The organism is Streptomyces sp. NPDC006339 (assembly GCF_040612775.1).
In the GTDB taxonomy this organism is placed as follows: Bacteria; Actinomycetota; Actinomycetes; order Streptomycetales; family Streptomycetaceae; genus Streptomyces.
In genome coordinates, this window is sequence record NZ_JBEXQW010000018.1 from 1 (window position 1) to 13,271 (window position 13,271).

Below are 13,271 nucleotides of genomic sequence, written 5' to 3' on the forward strand. Positions count from 1 at the left end.
TCCTATCTGGTTAGCTCGCCACCCTGTCAAGGTGGAGGTCGCGGGTTCAAGTCCCGTCAGGATCGCAAGCGAAGAAGGCCCGCACCGTTCGGTGCGGGCCTTCTTGCGTTCCCCCGCCCGAGGGACCAAGGTCCCACCAAGGGGTGACCAATGGCGCGTTGGTGAACTCCCCGCGAGTGGCAGGCTGTTGGTTGGCAAGAGTCGTGCCGTGTGACGGGTGTCACTGAATCGGTTTCAGAAACAACCACACTTACACCCTCCCTACATGACCCCGATTTAATATGTGCAATTGCACCGACCGGACGCACTCGGGCACGGACACAAAAAAGATCGCGCCGGACCCGGCGGAGTCCAGCGCGATCGATGACGCGCCACCTGTTGGGGCAGGTGCGCGCCGGCAGAGCTTGGGGTGGGCGGACCGGGTTGGGGGACCCGGCGGGATGCCCGGTGTTACGGGGTGTTGCGTACCTCGCGCGTGCCTCAGGCCTCGCTGCGCTGCTGCGGAATGCCCGCCAGCAGGGCGCGGACCTCAGCCTCGCGGTACCGGCGGTGCCCACCCAGGGTGCGGATGGACGTGAGCTTTCCGGCCTTCGCCCAACGGGTCACCGTCTTCGGGTCCACGCGGAACATCGTGGCAACCTCGGCAGGGGTCAGCAGCGGCTCGGCATCAGGGGTGCGAGCGGTCATGAGCGGCCTCCTCGGGAGAACCGAACCTTCTCGGTTCTTTCCTCTAAATTCTGCACCTTGACCCGCCTTGCCCGAAATGGCAGAAGCGGGCCGAGTCGGTTATAGGACGAACGGCTTGTCCTCGGCACTACAACTACACCATCCGTCCAGCCACGTCGGCCAAACCGATGGAATTGCCCTCGCAGGTGTTCATCAGCGGCGGAAGTCGATGGACCATGCCATAACGGACAGTCACGCCACTGTGACGATCAGTCACAGAGCGATCAGGAGTCCTCAGACCCCCCATAGAGTGCAATGCTGAGCGTTCCGCCCAATCTTGGACGGAAGGAACCCTCCCCGGACTCCTTGTCCTATTTTGGCACGAGGGTGGGTGATGGGCGCAAGGGTGCGTTAAGTGCTGTCCGTCACGCTTGAGCCAAAGGCCCGGATCGGGACCTACGTCCCGCCACACCCGCACCGACGTCCCCACCAGAGCACACCAAAGACCCGAACAGGTGTCCAGCGATGAAGATCATTTACATCAGACCGAGATGTCCTGTCGATGGTCAGTTGGCGAACTGCAGGTCACGCACCGCCCGCCACCGCTCCGCCAGCCGCCCGTAGGCCGCCTGCGCCACCTCCCCGTCGCCGTCCCGCAGCGCCGCGATCCCCTCCGCCACGTCCGCGGCCGAGCGGTCCGCCGCCAGCGCCTCCGGCGCGAGCGCGTGCACCAGACCGCCGTAGTCCAGCTCCACCAGCGCCCGCGGATGGAACTCCTCCAGCCAGCGCCCCACGCCGACCAGGCTCTCGATCATCGGCCCCTCCGCGATCGCCCCGCGCAGCGCCTTCAGGGAGCGCGCCAGCCGCCGCCGCGCCTGCGCCATCGGCGTCCGGTAGCGCAGCACCACCCCGCCGGGGCCGCCCGGACCGTCGCCCGGCCCGTCACCCGGACCGCCGGGGCCGCCCGGCTCGTACTCGCGCTCCTCGTCCGAGAAGAGCACGAACCAGCTCAGCGGCACCCGCCACACCGCGCTGCGGATCCACGGTCGCGCGTCCGGGTTCCGCTCCAGCCACCGCTCGTGGTCCGCCGCCACCTGCTCCCGCACCACCGGCGGCAGCATCGCGTCCAGGACCGGCGCCGGCAGCGTCCCGCCCACCAGCTCCTCCATCGCCAGCCAGCCCCGCAGCCGGGTCCGCCACGGACAGACCAGGACCACCCCGTCCACCGACGCCACGAACGCGTCCCCGCTCTCGTGCACCGGCACCGGCACCGGCGGGACCGGCAGCAAGTCGGCGAGCGAGCGCCGCAGTTCGTCCTGCGCGCCCGGGGTGTCCGTACGGCGCGCGTAACGGGCCCAGTGCTCCCGCTCCGCGGCCGGGAACGCGGCCAGCGGCTCGTACACACGCAGATAGGAGGCGTAGGGAACCAGCACCGAGGACGCGACCGACATGTCGCAAATCCTTCCACGCGGGTACTCCTGCCGGGGGTGATCCTCGGCACTGCGTCCCTGCTACGGCCAGGTAGGACTTAATCTTCTGCCGTTCCGGTCCCGCCCCCACCCGCAGGGGGGACCTTCGCCGCCTCGTTTTGGGAGTCACCACCGTGACCGATGTGACCGGCGTTCCTGACGTACTGCACACCCTGTTCCACTCGGAGCAGGGGGGCCACGAGCAGATCGTGCTGTGCCAGGACCGCGCCACGGGCCTCAAGGCCGTCATCGCCCTCCACAACACCGCCCTGGGCCCGGCCCTCGGCGGCACCCGCTTCTACCCGTACGCCACCGAGGCCGAGGCGATCGCCGACGCGCTCAACCTGTCCCGCGGCATGTCGTACAAGAACGCCATGGCCGGGCTCGACCACGGCGGCGGCAAGGCCGTCATCATCGGCGACCCCGAGCAGATCAAGACCGAGGAGCTCCTCCTCGCCTACGGCCGCTTCGTGGCCTCCCTCGGCGGCCGCTACGTCACCGCCTGCGACGTCGGCACCTACGTGGCCGACATGGACGTCGTGGCCCGCACCAACCGGTGGACCACCGGCCGCTCCCCCGAGAACGGCGGCGCCGGCGACTCCTCCGTCCTGACCGCCTTCGGCGTCTTCCAGGGCATGCGCGCCTCCGCGCAGCACCTGTGGGGCGACCCCACGCTGCGCGGCCGCAAGGTCGGCGTCGCGGGCGTCGGCAAGGTCGGCCACTACCTGGTCGAGCACCTGATCGCCGACGGCGCCGAGGTCGTGATCACCGACGTCCGCGAGGAGTCGGTGCGCCGGATCACCGAGAAGTTCCCGCAGGTCACCGTCGCGGCCGACACCGCGGCCCTGATCCGCACCGAGGGCCTGGACGTCTACGCGCCCTGCGCGCTGGGCGGCGCCCTCAGCGAGGAGACGGTGCCGTTCCTGACCGCGAGCATCGTCTGCGGCGCGGCCAACAACCAGCTCGCCCACCCCGGCATCGAGAAGGACCTCGTGGAGCGCGGCATCCTCTACGCGCCCGACTACGTGGTCAACGCCGGTGGCGTGATCCAGGTCGCCGACGAGCTGCACGGCTTCGACTTCGACCGGTGCAAGGCCAAGGCCACGAAGATCTTCGACACCACTCTGGAGATCTTCGCACGTGCGAAGGCGGACGGCATTCCGCCGGCCGCGGCGTCCGACCGGATCGCCGAGCAGCGCATGGCCGAGGCGCGCCGGGCCTGATCTTGACAGGTCCGGCCCGTCGCCGGCGGGCGATTCGCGAGACTTCGCTCACGCCGATCGGCGGGTCGGACCTCCAGAAGAGGTTAAAATCGCGATTGACCAGCGAGGACAGGGCACCTCGATGGTTCTGTACCGGGGTATGTGATGCGCGCGGCGTACCGTAGACCGACGGAAACAGGTACCGTTGAAGCCCTACGGACCGGTCTCTCTCCCGAGAGCCCGTTCCGAATCATGAACGCGTGTCAAGACTCTGGGGCCGTCGAGCCCCGTCACCGAGGGGGTCGAGCCATGGGGCGCGGCCGGGCAAAGGCCAAGCAGACCAAGGTCGCCCGCCAGCTGAAGTACAGCAGCGGCGGGACCGACCTTGCGCGTCTGGCCCACGAGCTGGGCGCTTCGACGACTTCGAGCCAGCCGCCGAATGGCGAGCCGTTCGAGGACGACGACGAGGAAGACGACCCGTACGCGCAGTACGCGGATCTTTACAACACGGACGACGAGGACGAGGACGACGAGTCCGGTCCGGCGTCCACTCAGCGTCGCGCTTGACCTTCTGAACATCGAAACCCGGTCCGGGCACCCCGGACCGGGTTTCTGCGCTGTCCGGAGTGGGCCGGGACCGCCGTACCGCGCAAGCCGAAGAGCACCCTTGAACGTTCAAGGGTGCTCTTCGGCTTGCGTCGCGTGCGGTCGCCGCTACTTCGCGTAGTCGCCGATCAGCTCGGCACCGGTGGCCCGGTCGCCGCGCTCGGTGATCTCGCCGGCGACCCAGGACTCGACGCCCCGGTCGGCGAGCGTGGTCAGGGCCACGTCCACGGAGTCGGCCGGGACCACGGCCATCATGCCGACGCCCATGTTCAGGGTCTTCTCCAGCTCCAGGCGCTCCACCTGCCCGGCCCTGCCGACCAGGTCGAAGACCGCGCCCGGGGCCCAGGTCGAGCGGTCCACCACGGCGTGCAGGCCGTCCGGGATCACCCGCGCCAGGTTGGCGGCGAGGCCGCCGCCCGTGATGTGGCTGAAGGCGTGCACGTCGGTGGTCCGGGTGAGCGCCAGGCAGTCGAGCGAGTAGATCTTGGTGGGCTCCAGGAGCTCCTCGCCGAGGGTCCGGCCGAACTCCTCGACCTGCTGGTCGAGCGTCATGCCGGCGCGGTCGAAGACCACGTGCCGGACGAGCGAGTACCCGTTGGAGTGAAGACCGGAGGACGCCATGGCGATGACCGCGTCACCCGTACGGATGCGATCCGCGCCGAGCAGCCGGTCGTGCTCCACGACACCCGTGCCCGCGCCGGCGACGTCGAAGTCGTCCGGGCCGAGCAGGCCCGGGTGCTCCGCGGTCTCGCCGCCGACCAGGGCGCAGCCGGCCAGGACGCAGCCCTCGGCGATGCCCTTGACGATGGCGGCGACCCGCTCGGGGTGGACCTTGCCGACGCAGATGTAGTCGGTCATGAAGAGCGGCTCGGCGCCGCAGACGACGATGTCGTCCATGACCATCGCGACCAGGTCGTGGCCGATCGTGTCGTACACGCCCATCTGGCGGGCGATGTCGACCTTCGTGCCGACACCGTCCGTGGCGGAGGCGAGCAGGGGACGCTCGTAGCGCTTGAGGGCGGAGGCGTCGAAGAGGCCGGCGAAGCCGCCGAGGCCGCCGAGGACCTCGGGGCGCTGCGTCTTCTTCACCCACTCCTTCATGAGCTCGACTGCGCGGTCGCCCGCCTCGATGTCGACGCCCGCACTCGCGTAGCTGGCACCAGTGGTCTGAGACATGGGTTCAGAGCTTTCGTGTCGTACTGCGGGTGTGCAGCGGGGTGTTACGGGCGGCGCAGCGCGTCGGCGGCCGCGGTGGCGGCGGGGCCGGCGGCCAGCTCGGTCTCCAGGAGCTGCTTGCCGAGCAGCTCGGGGTCCGGAAGCTCCATCGGGTACTCGCCGTCGAAGCAGGCACGGCAGAGGTTGGGCTTGGCGATGGTGGTGGCCTCGATCATCCCGTCGAGGGAGATGTACGAGAGCGAGTCCGCACCGAGCGAGGTGCCGATCTCCTGGACCGACATGCCGTTGGCGATCAGCTCCGCGCGGGTGGCGAAGTCGATGCCGAAGAAACAGGGCCACTTCACCGGCGGCGAGGAGATCCGGATGTGAACCTCGGCGGCGCCGGCCTCGCGGAGCATCCGGACCAGCGCGCGCTGGGTGTTGCCGCGGACGATCGAGTCGTCGACGACCACCAGGCGCTTGCCCTTGATGACTTCCTTGAGAGGGTTGAGCTTCAGCCGGATGCCCAACTGGCGGATGGTCTGCGAGGGCTGGATGAAGGTCCGGCCGACGTACGCGTTCTTCACCAGGCCGGCGCCGAACGGGATGCCGGACGCCTCCGCGTAGCCGATGGCGGCCGGGGTGCCGGACTCCGGCGTCGCTATCACCAGGTCGGCCTCGACCGGGGCCTCCTTGGCGAGCCGGCGGCCCATCTCCACGCGGGAGAGGTACACGTTCCGGCCGGCGATGTCGGTGTCGGGACGCGCCAGGTACACGTACTCGAAGACACAGCCCTTGGGCTTCGCTTCTGCGAATCGCGAGGTGCGGATGCCGTTCTCGTCGATCGCGATCAGCTCGCCCGGCTCGACCTCGCGGACGAAGGTCGCGCCGCAGATGTCGAGGGCGGCGGACTCGGAGGCCACCACCCAGCCGCGCTCGAGCCGGCCGAGGACCAGCGGGCGGATGCCCTGCGGGTCACGGGCCGCGTAGAGCGTGTGTTCGTCCATGAAGACGAGGGAGAAGGCGCCCCGGACCTCGGGGAGGATCTTCGCGGCCGCCTGCTCGATGGTGAGCGGCGTGCCGTCCTCGGCCACCTGGCCCGCGAGCAGCGCGGTCACCAGGTCGGTGTCGTTGGTGGCGGCGACCCGGGTGGAGCGGCCCTCCCGTTTGGGAAGGTCGGCGACCATCTCGGCGAGCTGCGCCGTGTTCACCAGGTTGCCGTTGTGGCCGAGCGCGATCGAGCCGCGGGCGGTGGCCCGGAACGTCGGCTGCGCGTTCTCCCACACGGAGGCCCCGGTGGTCGAGTAGCGGGCGTGACCGACCGCGATATGACCCTGGAGGGAACCGAGAGAGGTCTCGTCGAAGACCTGGGACACGAGGCCCATGTCCTTGAAGACGAGGATCTGGGAGCCGTTGCTGACCGCGATTCCCGCGGATTCCTGACCCCGATGCTGGAGGGCGTAGAGCCCGAAGTACGTGAGCTTTGCGACCTCTTCGCCCGGAGCCCAGACACCGAAGACGCCACACGCGTCCTGGGGGCCTTTCTCGCCGGGGAGCAGATCGTGATTGAGTCGACCGTCACCACGTGGCACGTCTCCGAGTGTAGGCGAGATCGACCACCGGTCCGAATTCGTCCGGGAGCGTGATAGGGCGCTGTGCGATCGCACGAACTGATCGTCCGGTCCTTGTCGGAGCCCACAAAGCAGGCGGGGTAAGGGCGGGGGCCGGGTGGCGTGATCAGAGCGCACGCTCGTACGGCACGGGCCGAACGGTCGGGATGTGACGGAGTCCACGCAGCGGGACGCCCGTTGACAGCCGGAGGCGGACTCGGCCACGCTTTCGATCATGCAGCCCATCGGTGACCTCGACCCTTCGGTCACGCTCGTCGAGCGCCGGCACGTGGACCTGGCCCGTGTCGCGAGCGCCGTCTGTCGCCGCGCCTGAGCGCTTCCTTCCGCAGGCCGTAGGGCCCTGCCGGAGAGCGGGCCGCGAAGCCCCGCCGTCCGGCCGTGCCGTACCGCCGCGCCCTCTCACCGCCGCCTCACCGCCGCGCTCGCGGACCTTCCGCCTTCGGGCCGTTCCGCGTTGCCGCCGCGTCCCTCCAGGAGACCCGTATGTCCACACCCCTGTCCCGGCGCGCCCTCGGCGGCGCCGCCGTCGGAACCGCCGCCGCTGCCGCCCTCGCCGCCACGGTCCCCGCCGCACAGGCGACAGCCTCCGCACCCGGGACGGCCGCGCGGGAACGGCCGTTCCGTGCCGCGCCCGGCCGCCACTCCGCACGCCCGAACATCCTCTTCATCCTCGGCGACGACCTCGGCTGGGCCGATCTCTCCTCCTACGGCTCCCCGCACATCCGCACCCCGCACCTGGACCGGCTGGCCCGCCAGGGCGTCCGCTTCACCGACGCCTACGCCGGTTCCGCCACCTGCTCGCCCACCCGCTTCAGCCTCTACACCGGCCGCTACCCGGGCCGCACCAAGGGCGGTCTCGCCGAACCCATAGCGGACCGGTCCGTGGGCCTGGAGCCCACCCACCCCACGCTCGCCTCACTGCTCCGCGACGCCGGCTACGCCACCGCCCTCATCGGCAAGTGGCACTGCGGGTACCTTCCCGACTACTCCCCCACCCGCTCCGGCTGGGACGAGTTCTTCGGCAACTTCGGCGGAGCGCTCGAGTACTACTCCAAGCTCGGCCTCGGCGGCGAGTACGACCTCTACGAGGGCGACGCCGCGTACAAGGACCTGCGCTACTACACCCGGATCCTCACCGAGCGGGCGAGCGAGTACGTGGGCCGCGACCACGGCCGGCCCTTCCTGCTGAACCTCAACTTCACCACGCCCCACTGGCCCTGGATCGCCGACGGCGACGAGGAGACCAGTGCGGAGATCGTCCGGCGGATCAAGGCCGGTGACCGCTCCGCGCTCTGGCACCAGGACGGCGGCTCCCTGGAGAAGTACAAGGAGATGGTCGAGGACCTCGACCGCTCCGTCGGCACGGTCCTCGCCGCACTGGAGCGCGCCGGCCGCGCACGCGACACCCTCGTCTTCTTCGGCAGCGACAACGGCGGCGAACGCTTCTCCTACAACTGGCCGCTCGCCGGCAACAAGGGCTCCCTCCAGGAGGGCGGCATCCGCGTCCCGTCGATCCTGCGCTGGCCCGCCCGGATCGACGGCGGCCAGGTCAGCGACCTGCCCGTCTTCTCCCCCGACTGGACGGCCACCCTCCTGGAGATCGGCGGCGCCCGTCCCCACCCGGCCTATCCGCTCGACGGCACCAGCCTCGCCGGCCACCTCCTGCGCGGCGAGGCCGTGCCCGAGCGCGACCTCTTCTGGCGGGTGCGCGGGGAGCGGGCGCTGCGTCGCGGCGACTGGAAGTACTACCGCGGCAAGAGCGGTCGCGACCAGCTCTTCCGGCTCACCGAGGACGCCCGCGAACAGGCCGACCGGGCCCCGTACGAGCGGGCGCGGCTCGCCGAGCTGAAGGCCGCCTGGGAGAGGACGGACGCCGGGCTCCTCCCGTACGGGAGCTAGGCCGGGGTCCGGCGGCCCCGGCTAACCCTCGACGGTCTCCGCGCGGGCGGTGAAGCCCTGGCCGTCCGCGCCGGTGACCGTGAGGGTGCGGTGGTCGAGACGGTAGGTGACGGGGCCGTCGAGGACCTCGTACAGCTTGGTCTCCAGCTCCATCTGCGGGCCCGCGCAGATCATCCGGGTCGTCGAGACCGCCCCCAGGGTGATCGTCTTCCCGGAGATCTTCGCCGGGGCGGAGACCCGGTTGCAGCCGAGGCTGCCGCTGAGCCGGCCGTCCTTGCCGAAGGCCAGCTTCGCCTTGCCCTCCGAGCCCGTCGGCAGCGACGCCGAGACGTCCCCGGTGAGCAGCGCGTCCACCGTCCAGGCCGTGCCGACCAGCGGAGCGGCGGTCTCGGTGACCAGCTCCAGCGTCTTGCGGCCGTCGGGCGAGGCCAGCGTGAGCCCCTTCTCCTGGAGCTTTCCCGTCAGCTTGCCGGTGAAGGCCGTGAGCAGCGCCCGTTCGAAGCGGTCCCAGTCGGCGGGGCAGCCGATCATCGTGACCTCGTGTGTGGACACGGTCAGGGTGTCCCCGTTGACGGCGACCGCCGCACCGAAGCTGTTGCAGCCGGTGTTCCCCCGGGCGCGGCCGTTCTCCTCGATCTCCAGGCGGGCGCCCGGCGGAGCCACCGAGCGGGTGCCGTCGACGGTGACGGCGGCGATCGTCCAGTGGCCGCCGGCGACGGGCAGGTCGGGCTTGTCCGGGTCCCCTCCCGCCCCGGGGCCGGCGCCCGGCTCCGTACCGCAGGCGGTGAGGAGCGCGAGGGCGGAGACGGTCAGGGCGGCGGCGAGTGTGCGCGGCTTCTGCATGCCGATGGGACGGACCCTGTGCCCGTACGGTTCCTCGGCCGGCCTCCGTACGGTTCCTCGGCCCTCATCCGTACGGTTCCTCGGCCGGCCTTCACCGTACGGTTCCTCGGCCGGCCTCCGTACGGTTCCTCAGCTCATCAGCGGCAGCAGGCCCGCCAGATCGGCCCGCTCCCCGCTGGCGCTCACCCGCGCCGCGTCCCGCTCCGCCGCCCAGCCGGTCCGCCCGGTCGCCAGCCGGATCCAGGTGAGCGGGTCCGTCTCGACGACGTTGGGCGGGGTGCCCCGGGTGTGCCGGGGGCCCTCGACGCACTGCACCACCGCGAACGGCGGGATCCGCACCTCGACCGCGCCGCCGGGGGCCTTCGCCGCGAGGGCGTCGGCGAGCAGCCGGGTGCAGGCGGCGAGCGCCTGCCGGTCCAGGGGGATGTCCAGGCCGGCGGCCCGGTTCAGGTCGTCGGTGTGGACGACCAGTTCGACGGTGCGGGTGACGAGGAAGTCGCCGAGGCGCATGGGGCCGATCCACAGGTCGAGCACCCGCTCGTCGTCGTGCGCGGCGAGGGCCTGCGCGAGCCGGGTTCCGGCCCGCTCGTACAGCTCGGGAAGCGGCGCCCCGGTCAGCGTCTCGCGGGCCGCGTCGGCGATCTTCGCGGAGAGCGCGACCGTGGTGAAGGGCCACTGGTGCGGCAGGATCTCGCCCTTGGCGGCCGGCGGGCGGTCGAGGGAGCCCGCCAGGGAGTCGGCGACCCACGCGATGTGCGCGGCCAGATCGGCCACCGTCCACTCTCCCAGGCCCGACGGCCGGGCGAGTCGATCGGGCGCGAGGCCGCGGACGGCGTCGGCGACGTGTCCGAACTGGGCGAGCACGGCGGCCCGGATCTTGGCGGAGTCGTAGCTGCGGGTGCGCTTCTTGGCCGGTGGCATGGGCAGAGGCTAGCCCCGAGACTGGAGGAAGGGGGGAACGCCCCTCACGAAAGGCAGTGACGGGACCATGACCCATCACGAGCACCCCGACGCCGCTCTGGTGCGCCGGGGCTACGAAGCGTTCTCCCGAGGAGACATGGAGACCCTGCGGTCCCTCATGACCTCGGACTGCACCCACCACTCGCCGGGGTCCGGCCCGATGTCCGGGCACTTCAAGGGCGCGGACAACGTCCTCGCCCACTTCGGGCGTCTCATGGAGCTCACCGGCGGCACGTTCCGGGTCGAGGTGGACGGCGTCTACCCGGACGGCCGGGGACACGTCATGGCGACCCACAAGTGGCACGCCGACCTCGGCGACCGCGGCATCGAGATGCGCGGCGGTCTCTTCTTCACCATCGTCGGGGGCAAGGTCACCGACGTCGACGAGTGCGTCGAGGACATCGAGGAGGCCGACGCCTTCTGGGCGCAGGCCGGCTGAACGAGGGACGGCCCCCGGTCCGAGGACCGGGGGCCGCCGCACGTACGCCTCGGGGGCCGGCGGCTAGGCCAGCAGACCCGGGATCGTCGCCTCGTGCACCGCGCGCAGCTCCTCCAGGGAGACGCTGAACTCGCCCTGCACGTCGACCGAGTCGCCGTCGACGACACCGATCCGGGTCGCCGGCAGACCCCGCGCACCGCACATGTCGGTGAAGCGGAGCTCCTCGCTGCGCGGGACGGCGACGACCGCGCGGCCGGCCGACTCGCTGAAGAGGAAGGTGAACGCGTCCAGGCCCTCGGGCACGACCAGGCGCGCGCCGTTGCCGCCGCGCAGGCAGGACTCGACGACCGCCTGGACCAGGCCGCCGTCGGACAGGTCGTGCGCCGCGTCGATCATGCCGTCGCGGGAGGCCGCGATCAGGATCTCGCCGAGCAGCTTCTCCCGGTCGAGGTCCACGGCCGGCGGCATGCCGCCGAGGTGCTGGTGGATCACCTCGGACCAGGCCGAACCGCCGAACTCCTCCTTGGTGTCGCCGAGCAGGTAGAGGAGCTGGCCCTCTTCCGCGAAGGCGATCGGGGTGCGGCGGTTGACGTCGTCGATCACACCGAGGACGGCCACGACGGGCGTCGGGTGGATGGCCACGTCACCGGTCTGGTTGTACAGCGACACGTTGCCGCCGGTGACCGGGGTGCCGAGCTGGAGGCAGCCGTCCGCGAGACCGCGGGTGGCCTCGGCGAACTGCCACATCACGGCCGGGTCCTCGGGCGAACCGAAGTTCAGGCAGTCCGAGATCGCCAGCGGCTTGGCGCCGGAGGCGGCGACGTTGCGGTACGCCTCCGCCAGCGCGAGCTGCGCGCCCGTGTACGGGTCGAGCTTGGCGTAGCGGCCGTTGCCGTCGGTCGCCATGGCCACGCCCAGGTTCGACTCCTCGTCGATCCGGATCATGCCGGCGTCCTCGGGCTGGGCGAGCACGGTGTTGCCCTGCACGAAGCGGTCGTACTGGTCCGTGATCCACGCCTTGGACGCCTGGTTCGGGGAGCCGACCAGCTTCAGGACCTGGTCCTTCAGCTCGGCGCCGTTCTGCGGGCGGGGCAGCCTGCCGGCGTCGTCGGCCTGCAGCGCGTCCTGCCACGCGGGACGCTCGTACGGGCGGTGGTAGGTCGGGCCCTCGTGGGCGACGGTGCCCGGGGGCACGTCCACGATGAGCTCGCCGTGCCAGAAGATCTCCAGGTGGTCGCCGTCCGTGACCTCACCGATGACGGTGGCGGTGACGTCCCACTTCTCGCAGATCTCCATGAAGCGGTCGACGTGCTGCGGCTCGACGATCGCGCACATGCGCTCCTGCGACTCGCTCATGAGGATCTCCTCCGGCGAGAGCGTCGCGTCGCGCAGCGGCACGGTGTCCAGCTCGACCCGCATGCCGCCCGAGCCGGCGCTCGCCAGCTCGCTCGTCGCGCAGGAGAGTCCGGCGCCACCCAGGTCCTGGATGCCGGCGACCAGCTTCTCCTTGAAGATCTCCAGGGTGCACTCGATGAGGAGCTTCTCCTGGAACGGGTCGCCGACCTGGACGGCGGGGCGCTTGGTCGGCTTCGTGTCGTCGAAGGTCTCCGAGGCCAGCACGGACACGCCGCCGATGCCGTCGCCGCCGGTGCGGGCGCCGTAGAGGATCACCTTGTTGCCGGGGCCGGACGCCTTGGCGAGGTGGATGTCCTCGTGCTTCATCACGCCGATGCAGCCGGCGTTGACCAGCGGGTTGCCCTGGTAGCAGGAGTCGAAGACGACCTCGCCGCCGATGTTCGGCAGGCCCAGGCAGTTGCCGTAGCCGCCGATGCCGGCGACGACGCCGGGCAGCACGCGCTTGGTGTCGGGGTGGTCGGCGGCGCCGAAGCGCAGCGGGTCGACCACGGCGACCGGGCGGGCGCCCATGGCGAGGATGTCGCGGACGATGCCGCCGACGCCGGTGGCCGCGCCCTGGTAGGGCTCGATGTAGCTGGGGTGGTTGTGCGACTCGACCTTGAAGGTGACCGCGTACCCCTGGCCGACGTCGACGACGCCCGCGTTCTCGCCGATGCCGACGAGCATGGCGTCGTTCTGCGGGGCCTTCTCGCCGAACTGCTTCAGGTGGACCTTGCTGCTCTTGTAGGAGCAGTGCTCGGACCACATGACGGAGTACATGGCGAGCTCGGCGCCGGTGGGACGGCGGCCGAGGATCTCGCGGATGCGCGCGTACTCGTCCTCCTTGAGGCCGAGTTCCTTCCAGGGCTGCTCGACGTCGGGCGTCTCGGTCGCGTGCTTGACGGTGTCGAGGGTCACGCTCGGTCGCTCCTTCGCGCGATCGTGGTGCTGTGGTCTCGCGCGGGGCGCTCAGTCGCTCCCTCGGCTGTTCCGATGTCCAGAGTCA

The 13,271-nt window shown here is 70.9% G+C and carries 12 protein-coding genes; 5 read left to right on the forward strand and 7 right to left on the reverse strand.

The genetic code is table 11. The annotated features are described in order from the left end of the window. Window positions 1-480 precede the first annotated feature (480 nt). Both bldC and ABZ135_RS16425 read right to left on the reverse strand, forming a co-directional pair. Window positions 481-687 carry a developmental transcriptional regulator BldC gene (gene bldC, locus ABZ135_RS16420; RefSeq protein WP_003949541.1) on the reverse strand — a complete coding sequence of 69 codons (207 nt, stop codon included), beginning with the start codon at window positions 685-687 and terminating at the stop codon, window positions 481-483. Window positions 688-1,232: 545 nt separating this feature from the next. Then, a complete protein-coding gene (locus ABZ135_RS16425; RefSeq protein ID WP_356696185.1) occupies window positions 1,233-2,117 on the reverse strand; it encodes a hypothetical protein in 885 nt (294 codons plus the stop codon). Between the two features lie 152 nt (window positions 2,118-2,269). On the opposite strand from ABZ135_RS16425, the gene ABZ135_RS16430 reads away from it, so the two are divergent. Beyond that, the gene (locus tag ABZ135_RS16430) at window positions 2,270-3,358 is read left to right on the forward strand and encodes a Glu/Leu/Phe/Val dehydrogenase dimerization domain-containing protein (protein ID WP_356696187.1); all 1,089 of its coding nucleotides are present in this window, start codon (window positions 2,270-2,272) and stop codon (window positions 3,356-3,358) included. Window positions 3,359-3,646: 288 nt separating this feature from the next. Further along, complete coding sequence (locus ABZ135_RS16435) at window positions 3,647-3,904, forward strand: DUF3073 domain-containing protein (RefSeq protein ID WP_345486740.1); 258 nt, start codon at window positions 3,647-3,649, stop codon at window positions 3,902-3,904. A gap of 147 nt (window positions 3,905-4,051) precedes the next feature. Here the strand turns inward: ABZ135_RS16435 and purM are convergent, their stop codons facing one another. Both purM and purF read right to left on the reverse strand, forming a co-directional pair. Next, window positions 4,052-5,119 carry a phosphoribosylformylglycinamidine cyclo-ligase gene (purM, locus tag ABZ135_RS16440; RefSeq protein ID WP_356696189.1) on the reverse strand — a complete coding sequence of 356 codons (1,068 nt, stop codon included), beginning with the start codon at window positions 5,117-5,119 and terminating at the stop codon, window positions 4,052-4,054. Window positions 5,120-5,163: 44 nt separating this feature from the next. After that, window positions 5,164-6,690, reverse strand: a complete 1,527-nt coding sequence (purF, locus tag ABZ135_RS16445; protein ID WP_356696191.1) for an amidophosphoribosyltransferase — start codon at window positions 6,688-6,690, stop codon at window positions 5,164-5,166. 253 nt (window positions 6,691-6,943) lie between these two features. Between purF and ABZ135_RS16450 the strand changes: the two genes are divergently transcribed. Both ABZ135_RS16450 and ABZ135_RS16455 read left to right on the forward strand, forming a co-directional pair. Beyond that, complete coding sequence (locus tag ABZ135_RS16450) at window positions 6,944-7,042, forward strand: putative leader peptide (protein WP_356696193.1); 99 nt, start codon at window positions 6,944-6,946, stop codon at window positions 7,040-7,042. Window positions 7,043-7,212: 170 nt separating this feature from the next. Further along, a complete protein-coding gene (locus tag ABZ135_RS16455) occupies window positions 7,213-8,628 on the forward strand; it encodes a sulfatase-like hydrolase/transferase (RefSeq protein WP_356696195.1) in 1,416 nt (471 codons plus the stop codon). Window positions 8,629-8,649: 21 nt separating this feature from the next. Here ABZ135_RS16455 and ABZ135_RS16460 read toward each other — a convergent pair whose 3' ends face one another. Beyond that, window positions 8,650-9,471, reverse strand: a complete 822-nt coding sequence (locus tag ABZ135_RS16460; protein WP_356696197.1) for an META domain-containing protein — start codon at window positions 9,469-9,471, stop codon at window positions 8,650-8,652. Window positions 9,472-9,600: 129 nt separating this feature from the next. Further along, window positions 9,601-10,392 carry a sterol carrier family protein gene (locus ABZ135_RS16465; protein WP_356696199.1) on the reverse strand — a complete coding sequence of 264 codons (792 nt, stop codon included), beginning with the start codon at window positions 10,390-10,392 and terminating at the stop codon, window positions 9,601-9,603. 67 nt (window positions 10,393-10,459) lie between these two features. Here ABZ135_RS16465 and ABZ135_RS16470 point away from each other — a divergent pair, with 67 nt between their 5' ends. Continuing rightward, complete coding sequence (locus ABZ135_RS16470) at window positions 10,460-10,870, forward strand: nuclear transport factor 2 family protein (protein ID WP_356696201.1); 411 nt, start codon at window positions 10,460-10,462, stop codon at window positions 10,868-10,870. A gap of 63 nt (window positions 10,871-10,933) precedes the next feature. Here the strand turns inward: ABZ135_RS16470 and purL are convergent, their stop codons facing one another. Beyond that, window positions 10,934-13,183: a phosphoribosylformylglycinamidine synthase subunit PurL gene (purL, locus tag ABZ135_RS16475; protein WP_356696203.1), complete on the reverse strand. Its 2,250-nt coding sequence runs from the start codon at window positions 13,181-13,183 to the stop codon at window positions 10,934-10,936. Between the last annotated feature and the right edge of the window lie 88 nt (window positions 13,184-13,271).

Coding starts and splice junctions, on each gene's coding strand:
- bldC (WP_003949541.1), bottom strand. CDS start 687: ATGACCGCTCGCACCCCTGATGCCGAGCCGCTGCTGACCCCTGCCGAG.
- ABZ135_RS16465 (WP_356696199.1), bottom strand. CDS start 10,392: ATGCCACCGGCCAAGAAGCGCACCCGCAGCTACGACTCCGCCAAGATC.
- ABZ135_RS16455 (WP_356696195.1), top strand. CDS start 7,213: ATGTCCACACCCCTGTCCCGGCGCGCCCTCGGCGGCGCCGCCGTCGGA.
- ABZ135_RS16435 (WP_345486740.1), top strand. CDS start 3,647: ATGGGGCGCGGCCGGGCAAAGGCCAAGCAGACCAAGGTCGCCCGCCAG.
- ABZ135_RS16425 (WP_356696185.1), bottom strand. CDS start 2,117: ATGTCGGTCGCGTCCTCGGTGCTGGTTCCCTACGCCTCCTATCTGCGT.
- ABZ135_RS16470 (WP_356696201.1), top strand. CDS start 10,460: ATGACCCATCACGAGCACCCCGACGCCGCTCTGGTGCGCCGGGGCTAC.
- purM (WP_356696189.1), bottom strand. CDS start 5,119: ATGTCTCAGACCACTGGTGCCAGCTACGCGAGTGCGGGCGTCGACATC.
- ABZ135_RS16460 (WP_356696197.1), bottom strand. CDS start 9,471: ATGCAGAAGCCGCGCACACTCGCCGCCGCCCTGACCGTCTCCGCCCTC.
- ABZ135_RS16450 (WP_356696193.1), top strand. CDS start 6,944: ATGCAGCCCATCGGTGACCTCGACCCTTCGGTCACGCTCGTCGAGCGC.